Raw genomic sequence first — 15114 nt, 5'->3', positions numbered from 1 at the left:
AGCGCCGAGCATACGCGAGCGCGCACCGCGGCGACAACCCGAGCGGCCGCTCAGACCCGCGCGCGTCCGCGCGGCCGGCTCAGCAGACTCACCAAGACCACCGCGATCGTCGCCGCCGCGAATCCGGGGATCAGTTCGTACAGTCCCGTCGGATCCCTCAACCACAACCGCCAGACGATCGTCACGATCGCTCCGGTGATCATCCCCGCGACCACGCCCGACGCCGTGGTCCGACGCCAGAACAGTCCGAGGATCACCGCCGGCCCGATCGCCGCGCCCAGCCCGCCCCAGGCGAAGAGCACGAGCCAGAACACCAGGCCCTGCGCACCCCACGCGAGCAGCACGGCCGCGATCCCCGCGAGCAACACCACCATCCGCGACATCTTCAGCCGCTGCTGCTCGTCGAGTTCGACGTCGGAGCGGACGACCTTCTCCCAGACGTCGCGCACGACCGTCGACGACACCACGAGCAACTGGCTGTCGGCGGTCGACAGGATGGCGGCGAAGATCCCACCCACGAGCAGGCCGTACAGGGCGGGCGCGAAGAAGTCGGCCGACAGGACGAGGTAGGCCATCTCGGGATCCTGCTCGGGCAGGTTCTCCACGGCCGGTACCAGCGCGCGGCCGACCAGACCCACGAACACCGCGCCCGCACCGAGCACCACGTTCCACGCGAAGCCGAACAGCCCGGCGGCGCGGATGTTCTTCGGGTCGTCGATCGACATGTAGCGCACCAGGATGTGCGGCTGGCCGGGCGAGCCGAGCCCGATGCCGAGGAAGCCGATCAGCGCACCGACGCCGAGCGAGAACGGATCGACCAACCCCGGGTCGGTGCCGCGCAGGCTCTCCGCCAGCCCCGCGAAGCCGCCGATCTCGACCAGCCCGACGATCGGCAGCACGAGCAGCGCGACCAGCATGATCGTCGCCCGCACCACGTCGTTGTAGGCCACGGCGATGTAGCCGCCGAGCAGCATGTACACCACGATCAGCACGGCCGCGGCCAGCAGCGCCGTCCAGAAGGGGATCTGCAGGGCGGCCTCGAGGGTCTTCGCGCCGCCGTTGAGCTGGGCGGCGACGTAGGCGGTGAGGAACACGCCGATGATCAGCGCGCCGGTCACGCGGATGCGGCGGCGCGAGTCGGGGAACTTCGACTCGAACCAGTCGAGCAGGGTGATCGAGTCGTAGCGCTGGGCGTCGTCGCGCAGGCGCTGGCCCACGGTGAGGAACTGGATCAGCTCGACGATGGTGTAGCCGGCCACCGCCCACAGCGCGCCCGTGCCGCGGGCGTAGGCCATGCCGCTCACGCCGAGCACCAGCCACGACGACCGCCCCGAACTCACCGCCGACAGGGCCACCACCAGCTTGTTCATGGCGCGCCCGCCGACGAAGAAGTCCGACTGCGAGCGGGTGCGCTTCAGCGCCACCAGTCCGACGATCACCGGCAGAAAGAGGGTGATCACGAATACGATGAGCGCGAGCGGGTCGGAGAGTCGTTCGTAGACGTTCATCGCCCCGGACTATAGCGGATCGCGCTCCGCTGGACAGCCCCTCGGGCGTCGACGGTGGCCTTCGACCGGCTCGTTCCTGTGATCCCTTCACAGGTCGCGCGGAACCCGATCGTGAACTCCGTCCCAGATCACGGAAATGGCCGGCCGCAGACATGGCTCCTCGGCGCGGGTCCCTGTATACATCCCGATTGCCAGGCATGGCGGACTCCACGCGCTCCCCCGAAGCTGCTCCGTCGTGCCGGACCACAGCATCGTGCCGCGGAGGTCATGTATGGTTCGCATCGTCGAGGCCCGATCCCTCGCTCCGGACGTCAAGTACTTCCGCCTCGAGGCGCCGAAGATCGCCCGTAAGCGCAAGGCCGGGCAGTTCGTCATCCTGCGCGTGCACGCCGACGGCGAGCGCGTGCCGCTGACCATCGCCGACAGCAACGCCGAAGAGGGCTGGGTCGCGGTCATCGTCCAGGGCGTGGGCAAGACCACGCGGCTGCTCAACGAGAAGGAGACCGGCGACACGATCTCCGACGTCGCGGGTCCGCTGGGCACCGCGTCGCACATCGAGAACTTCGGAACGGCCGTCTCGATCGGCGGCGGCGTCGGCACCGCCATCGCGTACCCGACCGCGGTGGCCCTGAAGGAGGCCGGCAACGAGGTCGTCTCGATCATCGGCGGTCGCTCGAAGGAGTACGTGATCCTCGAGGACGAGCTGCGCGCGATCTGCGACGAGGTCTACCCGACCACCGACGACGGCTCCTACGGCTTCCACGGCTTCGTCACCGACAAGCTGCAGGAACTGATCGACTCGGGCCGCCGCATCGACTTCGTCCTGGCCATCGGCCCCGTACCGATGATGCGCGCCGTGGCCGAGGTCACCCGCCCGCACGGCATCGAGACCGTGGTGAGCCTGAACCCGATCATGGTCGACGGCACGGGCATGTGCGGCGGCTGCCGCGTGGAGGTCGGCGGCGAGACGAAGTTCGCCTGCGTCGACGGCCCGGAATTCGACGCCCACGCGGTCGACTTCGACCTGCTCACCGCGCGCAACAAGGCGTATCTGGGATTCGAGAAGACCCGGCTCGACGAGTTCGAGCACGACCACGAGTGCCGTCTCGGACGGCAGGCCGATCAACTCACCTAGGGAACGAGATCGAGGCCGGGCGCCCGGCCGGATCCGAGAACGAGGACCGACGTATGGCCGAGCATCTTCACCCCAAGGAACGACGCAAGATCGAGCGGCAGAAGATGCCCGAGCAGGACGCCACCGCCCGGAGCCACAACTTCGAGGAAGTGAACCTGGGCATGACGGCCGCCCTGGCCGTGCGCGAGGCGCAGCGTTGTCTCGACTGCAAGAACCCGAAGTGCGTGATGGGATGCCCCGTCAACGTCGACATCGGCGGCTTCATCCGCCTGGTGGTCGAGGAGCGCTTCGACGAGGCCGCCAAGGTGATCAAGGGCGACAACTCCCTGCCGGCGATCTGCGGGCGGGTCTGCCCGCAGGAGGAGCAGTGCGAACAGCTCTGCATCCTGGGCAAGAAGGGCGATCCCGTGGCGATCGGTCATCTGGAGCGCTTCGTCGCCGACTTCGAGCGCGACGGTGGACTGATGAAGGTCACCCCGCCCGAGAAGCGTACCGGCAAGAAGGTCGCGATCGTGGGCAGCGGCCCGTCGGGCCTGAGCTGTGCCACCGACCTCGCCAAGCAGGGCCACGACGTGACCGTGTTCGAGGCTCTGCACGAACTCGGCGGCGTGCTCGTCTACGGCATTCCCGAGTTCCGTCTGCCCAAGGAGATCGTGGCGGCCGAGATCGACCAGTTGCGCAAGCTCGGCGTGGAGTTCGTCACGAACGCCGTCATCGGCATGACCGACACGATCGAGGAGCTGCTCGAGGAGGAGGGCTACGACGCCGTGTTCATCGGCGTGGGCGCCGGCCTGCCGCGCTTCCTGAACGTGCCGGGCGAGAACCTGATCGGAGTGTACTCGTCGAACGAGTTCCTCACCCGCGTCAACCTCATGAAGGCCTACCGCGAGGACTCCGACACGCCGGTCTTCGACGTGAAGGGCAAGAACGTGGTCGTCTTCGGCGGCGGCAACACGGCCATGGACGCCGTACGCACCTCGCTGCGCCTGGGCGCGAAGAGCGCCAGGATCCTCTACCGCCGCTCCGACGCCGAGATGCCCGCGCGCAACGAGGAGATCCACCACGCGCGCGAGGAGGGCGTGGAGTTCGTCATGCTCACCAACCCGCTCGAGTTCATCGGCGACGAGCAGGGCTGGGTGAAGAAGGTCCGCCTGCAGAGGATGGAACTCGGCGAGCCCGACGACAGCGGACGCCGCCGGCCGGTGCCGATCGAGGGAAGCGACTACGAACTCGACATCGACATGGCCGTGGTGGCGATCGGCAACAAGTCGAACCCGCTGATCCAGAAGACTTCGCCGGGCATCGAGCACACGAAGTGGGGGACCATCGTCGCCGACGACGAGAGCTGCCGCACCACGCGTCCGGGCGTCTTCGCCGGCGGCGACATCGTCACCGGCGGCGCGACGGTGATCCTCGCCATGGGCGCCGGGCGGCGCGCCGCGGCGTCGATCCACGAGTACCTCGAGACGGGGATCTGGCAGACGGAGTCGGCCTCGGCCTGAGGCGCCCTCCTCCGACCGCTCCGATCGGCTCCACCTGGGACACGTGTCCCGGGTGGGGGCCCATCCGTTCTGCTCGATTCGTGACGTCTGCCTCACGACAGGAGCGACGATCTCGCCCAGGGTCGCGGTTGCACGCGGCGCGACCACGCGCCGCCGGCCGCGAATCCCCCTGGAAGGAGACTCCCATGAGCAGGACCGACGGAGCCTTCGCTCCGGAGGCCATCGAGTCGCTCTCTGCCCGTCTGCGGGGTCCGGTCCTCCTGCCCGGGAGCGAGGCCTACGAAGACGGTCGCTCCATCTACAACGCGATGATCGACAAACGACCCGGCGCCATCGTCCGCTGCCGGGACGTGGCCGACGTGGTCGCGTGCGTCGACTTCGCGCGCGAGCGCGGGGTCGAACTGGCCGTGTACGGTGGGGGGCACAACGGAGCCGGTCTGGCCCTGTGCGACGACGGTCTGGTCGCCGACCTCGGTCCGATGAACGGTGTGCACGTCGACACCCGATCCCGGGCGGTTCGCGTCGGTGGAGGATGTACCTGGGGCGACGTGGACCACGCCACGCATCCCTTCGGACTGGCCGTTCCCAGCGGGATCATCTCGACCACCGGGGTCGGTGGTCTCACACTGGGCGGAGGGCACGGATACCTCACGCGTCGCTACGGTCTCACCGTCGACAACCTGCTCGCGGCCGAGGTGGTGCTCGCCGACGGTCGGATCGTGACCGCGAGCGAGGACGAGCACCCGGATCTGTTCTGGGCGCTTCGGGGCGGGGGCGGCAACTTCGGGATCGTCACGTCCTTCCTGTTCCGCGGTCGGCCGGTGCACACGGTCTACGGCGGTCCGATCGTGTGGCCGATCACAGAAGCCCGGGAGGCGCTGCGTTGGTACCGGGACTTCATCCGCGAGGCGCCACGAGAGCTGTACGGGTGGTTCGGCTTCCACCGCGTGCCGACCGGGTCTCCGTTCCCCGAGGAACTACATGGTCACCACGGCTGTGTCGTCACGTGGTGTTACACCGGCCCCCTCGAAAGGGCAGAAGAGGTCTTCCGTCCGATCCGCGAGCGGAGCGAGCCGGTGCTCGACATGATCGGGCCGATGCCGTACCCCAAGCTGCAGTCGATGTTCGACGAGATCTACTATCCACCGGGTCTGCAGTGGTACTGGAAGGCCGACTTCGTCGGTGACATCGGTGAGGACGCGTTGGACGTCCACGAGCGGTTCGGGACGGACCTTCCGACCGAACGGTCGACCATGCACCTGTATCCCATCGACGGGGCCGTGCACGACGTCTCGCCCGAGGACACGGCCTTCCGTTACCGCGACGTCACGTGGTCACGGGTGATCGTCGGTGTCGATCCCGAGCCGGATGAAGCGGAGCGCATCACACGTTGGGCGCAGGACTACTGGCGGGCGCTGCATCCGTACTCTGCCGGTGGTGGCTACGTGAACTTCATGATGGAAGAGGGCCAGGATCGGGTCGCGGCGGCCTACCGCGAGAACTACGAGAGACTCGTCGAGGTCAAGACGAAGTACGATCCGGACAATCTCTTCCACGTGAACCAGAACATCCGGCCGAGGGCCGGGGCCCGTTGAACGAACTCAGATTTCGTCCGGATCGGCGTCGTGTCCCAGGCCGGCGTGTCGTGCGAGGACGATGGCCCGTGACCGACCGGACACGCCGAGCTTGTCGTAGATGCGCGAGACGTGGTTGCGGACGGTCTTCGGCGCGAGGTGGAGGGCCCCGGCGATCTCGTCGTTGCTGCTGCCTTCGGCGATCAGCTCGAGGACGCGGGTCTCGCGCGGTGTGAGCTCGGGGAACGCCGATCCGTGGTCGGCGCCCGTCTGCGGCGGGGATTGCCCGGCCAGGAAGGTCTCCAACTCGGCGGTGAACCGTCTCCACGCTGGCTCGTGTTCGAGCAGCAGGTGATTGCGACTGTCCAGAGGCACGAAGCGCGCGGTGGGGATCAGTTCCGCGAGCATGCGGCCCTCGTCGAAGGGGATCGCCGCATCGTGGCGAGCGTGGAGGACGAGGGTCGGCACCCGTACCTGCGTCGCGAGTTCGCGGACGTCGATCCCGTAGAAGGTCCGCTCCATGGTCGCCATCTGTTCCGGTTCGGCCGAGAGACGCGAGAGTTCGTTCAGCGAACGGACCTGGGACTCGCTGCCCTCGGGGATGAGCTGCATCGTGAAGAGCTGACGGAAGGCCGGGTTCTCGCGTGCCCATCCGAGACGGATCACGTCGATCATGGTCTCGGCCTCGGCGCGGCTGTCGTCGTCGATGGCGCGATGGAAGCGTCCACGGGCGTAGCCGCCGTACAGGATCAGTGCGGAGACGCGTTCGGGGTGACGCACCGCGTACGTCACCGCGACCGCGGCCCCCTGCGACAGGCCGATCACGGGGAAACGCTCGAGTCCGACGGCGTCGACGACCGCTTCGAGGTCGCGTACCCAGGCGTCCATGTCGAAGACCGAGGTGTCGCGGTCGGACAGGCCACAGCCGCGTTCGTCGTAGCGCACCAGCCGATGACGCCTCGACAGGCCACGCAACCAGTGGCGCCACACCGGACTGTCCCAATCGTGATCGAGGTGGCTGAGGTAGTTCGCCGCCTTGACCAGAGGAGGGCCGTGGCCAGCGGTCGCGTACGCGATCCGAGCACCGTCGGAGGATCGGCAGAAGCTGATCTGTTGGCGAGAGTCGTCCATCACGTCGGCGCATGATGGAGAACTCCGGGGGCTGCTGGCAAGCGTGGTGTCGAGGTCCGTCGTATCCCCCAGATCGCGGCACACCACCGAAACGGGGCGGCCGCATCTGCGACCGCCCCGCGTGGGTTCGACCGGCCGAGCGTGGTCTCAACCCACGTTGGCGCCGGAGGGCTCGGCGTCGAGGGCCGCGGCGGCGGCGTTCACCACCGACGCGATCCGCACCGCGTCGTGGACCATGGCCTTCGAGGCGCCGTGCTGCAGCACGGTTTTCTCGTGGGCCTGGATGCACTGACCGCAGCCGTTCACCGCACTCACCGCCAGCGCCCACAGCTCGCGGTCGAGCTTGTCCTCGGCCGGGGCGCTCAGGGCCTGCATCCGCAGCCGCGCGGGGATCTGCGCGTACTCCGGATCCTCCACCAGGTGCAGGAAGCGGTAGTAGACGTTGTTCATGCCCATGGTCGCCGCGATCGACTTGGCCAGGGCCAGGTCCTCGTCGGTCAGTTTGCCCTGGACCTCCTCCTCCGCGGCGGCCAGCAGCTCGGCGTTGCGGGCGGCGAAAGCGCAGGCCACCAGCGTGCCGTAGACCTGACGCTCGCTCAGGTTCTGGCTGTTGAACACCGTGCCCAGGTTCAGGCGGATGTCGCGGGCGGCCTCGGGCAACTGTTCTCTCACCCATTCCATGGCGATCTTCCTTTCTCTCGTCGGTGCGAGCGTCGTCAGCCGACGACGAGGGTCTCCTCGCCCTTCTGCCAGTTGCAGGGGCACAGCTCGTCGGTCTGCAGGGCGTCGAGGATGCGCAGGGTCTCGTCGGGGTTGCGGCCGACGTCGAGGCCGTTCACCGACACGTGCTGGATCGTGTCGTCGGGGTCGACGATGAAGGTCGCCCGCAGGCACACGCCCTCGTTCCGGTCGAGGATGCCCAGGGCCTCGCTGAAGTCGCGCTTCACGTCGGCCAGCATGGGGAAGGGCAGGTCCTTCAGGTCGTCGTGGTCGTTGCGCCAGGCGAAGTGGACGAACTCGCTGTCGGTCGACATGCCCAGGATCTGGCAGTCGCGGTCGGCGAATTCGCGATTCAGCTTGCCGAAGGCGGCGATCTCGGTGGGGCAGACGAAGGTGAAGTCCTTCGGCCAGGCGAAGATCACCTTCCACTTTCCCCGGTAGGTGTCGTTGTCGACCTCGGCGAAGGCCGTCGAGGGCTTGTCGTTGTCGACGGTCGCGGTCAGGGAGAACTGCGGGAGCCTGTCTCCGACGGTCAGCATGGTCGAACTCTCCTCGGTCGGGTTCGGGAACTGATGCGGGGACCGCTCCGTCCCCGGACGCGCTGCAAGAAAAGGCCGTTCGAACGAACATTCCAATTGATTGATCTTGGCTTTGCGATAACATGGGGTGACCGAAGCCCCCGCTCATCGAGGGGCCGCGGGCCTGCACCCCCTCGGAGATCGCACCATGGAGAAGGCTCCCGGCAACGGCACCCGACCCCGCACCCGGCCCACCATCCGCCAGCTCGAGTACGCCGTCGCGGTGGCCGAGCACCTGCACTTCCGCCGTGCGGCGGAGGCGTGTCATGTGACCCAGCCGGCTCTGTCGACCCAGGTCCAGGCGCTCGAGGAGACCCTGGGCGTGCAGCTCTTCGAGCGCGCGGCCCGGAAGGTCCTGCTGACGCCGGTGGGACGGGAGGTCGTCGCCCAGGCCCGGCGCGTGCTCGCCGAGGCCGACGGCCTGTCCGACACCGCACGGGCGGCGCGCGAGCCCCTGGCCGGCCTGCTGCGCCTGGGCGTGATCCCGACCGTCGCTCCGTACCTGCTGCCACGGGTCCTGCCCGGGCTGCGCGATCGCTTCCCGCGGCTCGAGCTGTTCCTGCGCGAGGAGTTCACCCACGTCCTTCTCCAGCGCCTGAACGAGGGCGAGCTCGACGTGCTGTTGCTCGCACTGCCGCTGCCGGGCGAGGTCGAGGCGCTGCCCCTGTTCCGCGACGAGTTCCGTCTCGCGGTGCCGGCCCGTCACCCGCTGGCCGGCCGCTCCCGTGTGCAGGATTCGGATCTGGTCGATCAGGAGGTCCTTCTGCTCGAAGACGGCCATTGCCTGCGCGACCAGGCCCTGGCCATCTGCAATCACGCCGGTGCACGCGAGGCCTCGCGGATGCGGGCCACCAGCCTGGGGACGCTGACGCAGATGGTCGCCGGGGGCCTGGGGACGACACTGCTGCCGAAGATGGCACTGGACGTCGAGGGCCGAGCCGGTGGAGTGCGCGTGATTCCCTTCACCGAGCCGACGCCGTACCGCGAGATCGGCCTGGCCTGGCGCAAGGCCTCGAGCCGGGCGCCGGAGTACCGAGAGCTCGGTCGCGTCCTGGTGGAGCTGGTGGAGGGCGAACGAGTGCCGGTCACGCCGAATTCGTGATTCCGGCCTTGATTTCTCCCGGGATTGTTTGATACTGAAATTCAAGTTCGGCGGTGTCGGGGGCGAAGACCCCCTCCGGGAGATCGCCGTTCCTCGAATCCGGGAGGCCCGCCATGCTCCAGCGCCACGACCGTGGACCGCACGACGTGCCCAGCTACGAGATCGAGACGCCCGACTGGTCGCTGCGGCTCTCGCCGCGCGAGTTCTGCCAGCTGGCGTGCGAACTCGAGTCCTGGTTCCGCGAGAACCGCGAGCAGCTGATCGACGACGTCTGCCGCGAGACGGCCCAGGACGAGAACCCCGAGCTGGGCACGGTGGAGCGGGGGAGCAACGCGGTTTCGAACCGGAACTGAGGACGCCCGGGAACTCCCGCCCCGCGGAGCGCGTTGTCAGGACAGAACGCATCGATTCGGCCGCAGTCTCCTCCTTCAGTCGTTCACCGGGTGGGATTGCGGTTCGCGGCGGCCCGGGGTCTCCGAGACCCGGGCCGTCGCTCGTCGTCACCGAAGACCTGTGCGTGCACGAAGACACCGGTCGAAGACAGAAGAAGAGGCCGCCGGATCCCCGGCGGCCTCTCGCGTTCGGAACGGCGAATTCGCTCCCGGCCTACTGCTGGTACAGCGCCTTCACCTTGGCGAAGCTGCTCTCGTCGTTCGACACGACGAGGTCGGCACCGATGACGATCTCGCCGAAGGGCTCGACGTCGGTCTCCCACACGTTCACGCCGCGCATCTGGATGCCCCACTGCACGGGACGGGCGGGGTCGTTGATCGTGCCGAGGCTCAGCGTGTACGCGCCGATGGCGTCGACGGGGATGACGGTCTCGTTCACCGTCGAGAAGTCCGGCGCGAAGTCACGGATGAAGGCCGTGACGGTGTGCGCGTCGGTCAGCGTGTTCGACAGCACCTCGAAGCTGAAGACGATGGTCTCGCCGGCCAGGCTGCCGTCGAGGACCTCGGAATAGCCGTTGGCCTCCATGATCTTGTTGCCCGGAGCGCCAGGGCCACCGCCGCCGATGTACCAGAACGGATCGGGGTCACCGATGGTGTTCGGGGCGAAGGTCAGGTCGGTGCCGCTGAAGGAGGCGCGCAGGTCGGCGAAGCCCCAGGGGCTGGCGAACTGGAAGGCGCCGTCGCCGTCGGGCGCCGGGAGATTGAACACGTTCATGAAACCGTTGGTCATGGTGGCCGGGTCGGTGGTCACCTGGACCTGGGCGGATCCCGCGACGGGGACCAGCAGCGCGAGCATCGCGACGATCGCAATTGCCTTCATGGAATGGACTCCTGGGTGTTGAGGCGTGACGCGTCGGCGGTCCGGGATCGAGGAAGACGTCCCGCGCCGCAGCGGTGATTCGTGGTCCGGCGTTTCGTTCCGGCCGGATTGCCCGAACCTGAGCCTGTAGAGTGTACACTTTGTTCGGGGGCCGAATCAAGTGCGCGCTTCGCGTCCGGGAGAGCGCTCCCCCGGAGAGGGGCCCGGCCGGAGGGCCTACAGCGCGTCCACGATCGCGTTCAGCGTCGCGCTCGGCCGCATGGCCGCGGCGGCCTTCTCGTCGTCGGGGTGGTAGTAGCCCCCGATGTCCACGGGCGAGCCCTGGGCCTCGAGCAACTCCTCGGTGATCGTGTCTTCGTTCTCGGCCAGCTTCGCCGCGATCGAGTCGAAGCGCGCCCGCAGGTCGTCGTCGTCGTCCTGTTCGGCCAGCGCCTGGGCCCAGTACAGCGCCAGGTAGAAGGTCGAGCCACGGTTGTCGATCTCGTTCACCTTGCGCGAAGGCGCGCGCTGCTCCTCGAGGTACCGTTCGATCGCGCGGTCGAGGGCTCGGGCCATGATCCGCGCGCGGTCGTTGCCCGACTGCTCGGCCGCCAGCTCCAGCGAGGGGCCGAGTGCGCAGTACTCGCCGAGCGAGTCCCACCGCAGGTGGCCTTCCTCCAGGAACTGCTGCACGTGCTTCGGGGCGGAACCCCCGGCGCCGGTCTCGAAAAGGCCGCCGCCGTTGAGCAGGGGCACGATCGAGAGCATGCGGGCGCTGGTGCCGAGCTCGAGGATCGGGAAGAGATCGGTGAGGTAGTCGCGCAGCACGTTGCCGGTGACCGAGATCGTGTCCTCGCCGCGGCGGACGCGCGCCAGCGTGAACTCCATGGCCTCGACCGGCGGCAGGATCTCGATCTGCAGGCCGTCGGTGTCGTGGTCGCCGAGGTAGCGCTCCACCTTCTCGACGAGCTGGGCGTCGTGCCCGCGCTGCGTGTCGAGCCAGAACACGGCTGGCGATCCGGTCTCGCGGGCGCGGCGCACGCCGAGGCCGACCCAGTCGCGGATCGCCTCGTCCTTGCTCTGGCACATGCGGAAGAGATCGCCTTCCTCGACCGGGCGCTCGAGCAGGACGGCGCCGTCGGTGGTGACGGCGCGCATCGTGCCGCGGGCGGGAGCGGTGAAGGTCTTGTCGTGCGAGCCGTATTCCTCGGCCTTTTTCGCCATGAGGCCCACGTTCGACACGCTACCCATGGTGGCCGGATCGAACTGGCCGTGCTTCTGGCAGTCCTCGATCACGGCCTGGTACATGGGGCCGTAGCTGCGGTCGGGAACCATGGCCAGGGTGTCCTGCAGCTCGTCCCCGGCGTTCCACATCTTCCCGCCGTCGCGGACGACCACCGGCATCGACGCGTCGATGATCACGTCGTTGGGGACGTGCAGGTTCGTGCGGTCCTTGCGCGAGTCGACCATGGCCAGGGGCGGGCCGTTCTTCCGGGCCTCGGCGATGTCGGCCTCGATCTCGGTCTTCGTCTCGGCGGGTAGCTGGTCGAGACGGCCGAGCAGGTCGGCCAGGCCGTAGTTCACGTCGGCCCCCAGGGACTTCAGGGTGTCGCCGTGCTTCTCGAGCACGTCGCCCAGGAACACCGACACGCAGTGACCGAAGAGCACCGGATCGCTCACCTTCATCATGGTGGCCTTGAGGTGCAGCGACAGCAGCACGCGCTTCTCCCGGGCCTCGCGCATGCAGGCGGCGTAGAAGTTGCGCAGGGCCGCCACGTTCATGGTCGCGGCGTCGAGCACCTCGCCGCTCAGCAGCGGCGCCTCGGTGCGTAGCTCGGTGACCGCGCCGTCGGTGTCGACGAACTCGATGCGGAACGACGTGGCCTCGTCGACGGTGGTCGACACCTCACTGCCGTAGAAGTCGCCGTCGGCCATGCTGGCCACGCGGGTCTTCGACCCCGACTCGGGCCAGGGCTTCATCATGCGGTGCGGATTCTTCTGGGCGAAGCGCTTGACCGAGGCGGCGGCACGGCGATCGGAGTTGCCCTCGCGCAGGACGGGGTTCACGGCCGAGCCCAGCACCACCGAATAGCGTGCGCGGAGTTCGTGCTCCTCGTCGGTCTCCGGTTCCTCGGGGAAGTCGGGAACGGCATAGCCCTGCTGCTGCACTTCGTGGATCGCGGCCTGCAGCTGTGGGATCGACGCGCTGATGTTCGGCAGCTTCACGATGTTCGCGTGCGGCGTCTTCGCCAGGTCGCCCAGTCGCTTCAGTTCGTCGGGCACGCGCTGGTCCTCGCGCAGGGTTTCGGGGAAGTTCGCGAGGATGCGGCCGGCCAGGGAGATGTCGGCCGTCTCGACCTCGACGCCGGCAGCTTTCGTGAATCCGTTCACGATCGGAAGCAGAGCGTAGGTGGCCAGGGCCGGAGCCTCGTCGATCTTCGTCCAGACGATCTTCGCAGAAGACATTCCTCGTCCTCGTGGGTTGGCGCGGAAACAGGCACGGTGGGGGTGGCATCGTAAGACCGGGCTGTGAGGAGTACCAATCCCGGCGGCGGTAGATCACGTTTCCGTGGTGATCGGTGCTCTCGTCGTGTCGGTGCGGACTGTCGTCTTGCCAGCTGTGAGCCGCCCGCGGACAATTCGCGCCATGCGACGACCCGCGATCGATCGGTTCCGCCGGCTTCCGGCGCTCCTGGCCCTGGCCGGGACCCTCGTGGCGAGCGGATGCCAGACACCGACGGAGCGCGTGCGTCTGGCGCGCTTCGACTTCGGCGACAGCGCGGAGCGTGCTCCCTACGGAATCGGCGTGACCGAGACCGTCGGCCTGCACTACGTCGGCGACGGATGGCATCCACTCGAGCCCGGCGCCGTGTGGACCACCGGCGAGCCGGCGGAGGTGCGGCTCACCGGACTGGGCTCCGAGGCCCGACTGGAACTGCACTGGAGCACCCACCCCGAACTCGCAGCCCGCGGACAACGCGTGTCGGTCGTCTGGAACGGACAGCTACTGGAGAGCACCACGCTCCCCGGTGGCTGGCAGGTCGACACACTCGCGGTGGAGATTCCCGAACCCCTGTTCGGAGCCGGGACCCACGACCTGCGGATCGAGACGAGCGACCACCTCGACGGCGCCGACGGGTCGGCGATTCCCCGCGGGGTGTTCGTGCGACGGATCGAGCTGTCCGCCCGGCTCGACGCCGACGAGCGGGCGCTCTGGAAGGAGTGGACGGCGACGCCGGACACCGACACGGATTTCGTCGGCCTGCCGGTCGACCCGGACACCGCGCACCTGCCGCGGGTCGCGACACCCGGTCCCGATCAGCCGGACGTGCTGTTCGTGGTCCTCGATACCGTGCGCGCCGATCACCTGTCGTCGTACGGGTACCCTCGTCCGACCACGCCGGCGATCGACTCGCTCGCCACGGCGGGCGTGCGGTTCGAGCGCGTGTTCGCCGAGGCACCCTACACCCGCAGTTCGATGGCCACCGTGTTCACCGGCGCCAGCTGGCGCGACCACGGGGTGATCCGCAGGACACACGCGCTGGCCGACGGATTCACCACGCTCGCCGAGGTGCTGCGCGAGGCGGGATACCGCACCCTCGCCGTCAGTGACAACGCCCACGTGGCACGGTCGGCGGGCAGTGCCCAGGGCTTCGACGAGTTCGTGCAGACCTGGAGCGACGTCGACCGCGAGCCGCCCGCGGGTCCGCACGACTGGTGGTGGCCGGAGCTGCCGGTGATCCTCTTCGAGGAACGGGTGCGGGAGGGCCTCGACGGTTCGGCTCCGACCTTCTTCTTCGTCCACCTCATGCCGCCGCACGAGCCCTACTTCCCCGGGTCCGAGCACGACGTCTTCGGCGATCCCGACTACGACGGACCGGTCATCGGGCACACGCCCGACGTGCGCGCCTTCGATCGGGGGGACTACGCGTCCGAAGGGTCGGACCACGCGCGCCTCGTGGCGCTGTACGACGGGGCCCTGCGCCGCGGCGACGCGCTGGTCGCCCGGGTGCTGCGCGCCTGGGAGGGGCGGGGGACGGGACGGCCCACGTTGGTCGTCTTCGGGTCGGATCACGGCGAGGCCTTCGGCGAGCACGGCCGCTACGGCCACAACACGACGCCCTACGACGAGATGGTCCACGTGCCCATGGTGTTCGCACCACGCGCGCTGGTGCCGCCGTCGATCGTCGAGTCCGCGGACGCGTTCCGTTCGCTGGGCGATCTCCTTCCGTTGCTGATCGGGACCCTCGGGGTCGACCTGCCTGCTGGCAGCCGCTGGCCGCGCCGGGTGCTCGAGGTGCTGCAGGATCCCGCGCGGCCGCGCGATCGGGTGTTCGTGCGCTGCTCGACTCCGTTCTACGGCGTCCGCACGCCGGAGACCCTGCTCGTCTTCCGGCACTGGTCGACCCAGGAGTTCTACGACCTGCGCCGTGACCCCGCCGCGCTCGAAGACCGACGGATGCAGCGTACCGAGCCTTGGCTGGCCGGGATGCGCGGACTGCGCGCCTTCCTCGCGGGCTCGACGACGGGCGCCGGAGTCGCAACGGAACTGGATCCGGCCGACGTCGAACGGCTCCGGGCGCTGGGCTACTGAACGGAGCGGGGAGCGCACA

General features: G+C 68.6%; 12 protein-coding genes. 6 read left to right on the top strand and 6 right to left on the bottom strand.

The features are described from left to right. Positions 1-50: 50 nt before the first annotated feature. Complete coding sequence (locus VKA86_03140) at positions 51-1508, bottom strand: sodium/proline symporter (GenBank protein ID HKK70185.1); 1458 nt, start codon at positions 1506-1508, stop codon at positions 51-53. Positions 1509-1779: 271 nt separating this feature from the next. Between VKA86_03140 and VKA86_03135 the strand changes: the two genes are divergently transcribed. The 3 genes from VKA86_03135 (at position 1780) to VKA86_03125 (ending at position 5740) form a co-directional block, all read left to right on the top strand. Beyond that, complete coding sequence (locus VKA86_03135) at positions 1780-2643, top strand: sulfide/dihydroorotate dehydrogenase-like FAD/NAD-binding protein (protein ID HKK70184.1); 864 nt, start codon at positions 1780-1782, stop codon at positions 2641-2643. Between the two features lie 53 nt (positions 2644-2696). Further along, a complete protein-coding gene (gene gltA / locus VKA86_03130; protein HKK70183.1) occupies positions 2697-4145 on the top strand; it encodes an NADPH-dependent glutamate synthase in 1449 nt (482 codons plus the stop codon). Between the two features lie 185 nt (positions 4146-4330). After that, positions 4331-5740, top strand: coding sequence for an FAD-binding oxidoreductase (locus VKA86_03125; GenBank protein ID HKK70182.1), 1410 nt, complete (start codon positions 4331-4333; stop codon positions 5738-5740). A 6-nt stretch (positions 5741-5746) separates the two neighbouring features. Here VKA86_03125 and VKA86_03120 read toward each other — a convergent pair whose 3' ends face one another. From VKA86_03120 to VKA86_03110, 3 genes are all read right to left on the bottom strand, one after another. Further along, positions 5747-6850, bottom strand: coding sequence for an alpha/beta fold hydrolase (locus tag VKA86_03120; GenBank protein HKK70181.1), 1104 nt, complete (start codon positions 6848-6850; stop codon positions 5747-5749). Positions 6851-6997: 147 nt separating this feature from the next. After that, positions 6998-7531, bottom strand: coding sequence for a carboxymuconolactone decarboxylase family protein (locus tag VKA86_03115; GenBank protein ID HKK70180.1), 534 nt, complete (start codon positions 7529-7531; stop codon positions 6998-7000). Positions 7532-7566: 35 nt separating this feature from the next. Beyond that, positions 7567-8109 (bottom strand): peroxiredoxin, encoded by a 543-nt coding sequence (locus VKA86_03110; protein HKK70179.1) that lies wholly within the window; start codon positions 8107-8109, stop codon positions 7567-7569. A 187-nt stretch (positions 8110-8296) separates the two neighbouring features. On the opposite strand from VKA86_03110, the gene VKA86_03105 reads away from it, so the two are divergent. Together VKA86_03105 and VKA86_03100 are read left to right on the top strand one after the other, a co-directional pair. Beyond that, a complete protein-coding gene (locus VKA86_03105) occupies positions 8297-9250 on the top strand; it encodes a LysR substrate-binding domain-containing protein (protein HKK70178.1) in 954 nt (317 codons plus the stop codon). A 113-nt stretch (positions 9251-9363) separates the two neighbouring features. Then, complete coding sequence (locus VKA86_03100) at positions 9364-9603, top strand: hypothetical protein (protein ID HKK70177.1); 240 nt, start codon at positions 9364-9366, stop codon at positions 9601-9603. A gap of 253 nt (positions 9604-9856) precedes the next feature. On the opposite strand, the gene VKA86_03095 is transcribed toward VKA86_03100, so the two are convergent. Both VKA86_03095 and VKA86_03090 read right to left on the bottom strand, forming a co-directional pair. Continuing rightward, positions 9857-10522 (bottom strand): hypothetical protein, encoded by a 666-nt coding sequence (locus tag VKA86_03095; GenBank protein ID HKK70176.1) that lies wholly within the window; start codon positions 10520-10522, stop codon positions 9857-9859. Between the two features lie 216 nt (positions 10523-10738). Beyond that, positions 10739-12967 carry an NADP-dependent isocitrate dehydrogenase gene (locus tag VKA86_03090; protein HKK70175.1) on the bottom strand — a complete coding sequence of 743 codons (2229 nt, stop codon included), beginning with the start codon at positions 12965-12967 and terminating at the stop codon, positions 10739-10741. A gap of 181 nt (positions 12968-13148) precedes the next feature. Between VKA86_03090 and VKA86_03085 the strand changes: the two genes are divergently transcribed. Beyond that, entirely contained in the window at positions 13149-15095 is a 1947-nt protein-coding gene (locus VKA86_03085; GenBank protein HKK70174.1) for a sulfatase, read from the top strand. The last annotated feature ends 19 nt before the right edge of the window (positions 15096-15114 follow it).

It is taken from the genome of Candidatus Krumholzibacteriia bacterium, assembly GCA_035268685.1.
In the GTDB taxonomy this organism is placed as follows: domain Bacteria; phylum Krumholzibacteriota; class Krumholzibacteriia; order JAJRXK01; family JAJRXK01; genus JAJRXK01.
This window is presented reverse-complemented; position numbering and strand designations above follow the sequence as displayed.

Excerpts from the sequence above, each read along its gene's own strand:
- VKA86_03140 (HKK70185.1), bottom strand. The coding sequence starts at position 1,508 with ATGAACGTCTACGAACGACTCTCCGACCCGCTCGCGCTCATCGTATTC.
- VKA86_03135 (HKK70184.1), top strand. The coding sequence starts at position 1,780 with ATGGTTCGCATCGTCGAGGCCCGATCCCTCGCTCCGGACGTCAAGTAC.
- gltA (HKK70183.1), top strand. The coding sequence starts at position 2,697 with ATGGCCGAGCATCTTCACCCCAAGGAACGACGCAAGATCGAGCGGCAG.
- VKA86_03125 (HKK70182.1), top strand. The coding sequence starts at position 4,331 with ATGAGCAGGACCGACGGAGCCTTCGCTCCGGAGGCCATCGAGTCGCTC.
- VKA86_03120 (HKK70181.1), bottom strand. The coding sequence starts at position 6,850 with ATGGACGACTCTCGCCAACAGATCAGCTTCTGCCGATCCTCCGACGGT.
- VKA86_03115 (HKK70180.1), bottom strand. The coding sequence starts at position 7,531 with ATGGAATGGGTGAGAGAACAGTTGCCCGAGGCCGCCCGCGACATCCGC.
- VKA86_03110 (HKK70179.1), bottom strand. The coding sequence starts at position 8,109 with ATGCTGACCGTCGGAGACAGGCTCCCGCAGTTCTCCCTGACCGCGACC.
- VKA86_03105 (HKK70178.1), top strand. The coding sequence starts at position 8,297 with ATGGAGAAGGCTCCCGGCAACGGCACCCGACCCCGCACCCGGCCCACC.
- VKA86_03100 (HKK70177.1), top strand. The coding sequence starts at position 9,364 with ATGCTCCAGCGCCACGACCGTGGACCGCACGACGTGCCCAGCTACGAG.
- VKA86_03095 (HKK70176.1), bottom strand. The coding sequence starts at position 10,522 with ATGAAGGCAATTGCGATCGTCGCGATGCTCGCGCTGCTGGTCCCCGTC.
- VKA86_03090 (HKK70175.1), bottom strand. The coding sequence starts at position 12,967 with ATGTCTTCTGCGAAGATCGTCTGGACGAAGATCGACGAGGCTCCGGCC.
- VKA86_03085 (HKK70174.1), top strand. The coding sequence starts at position 13,149 with ATGCGACGACCCGCGATCGATCGGTTCCGCCGGCTTCCGGCGCTCCTG.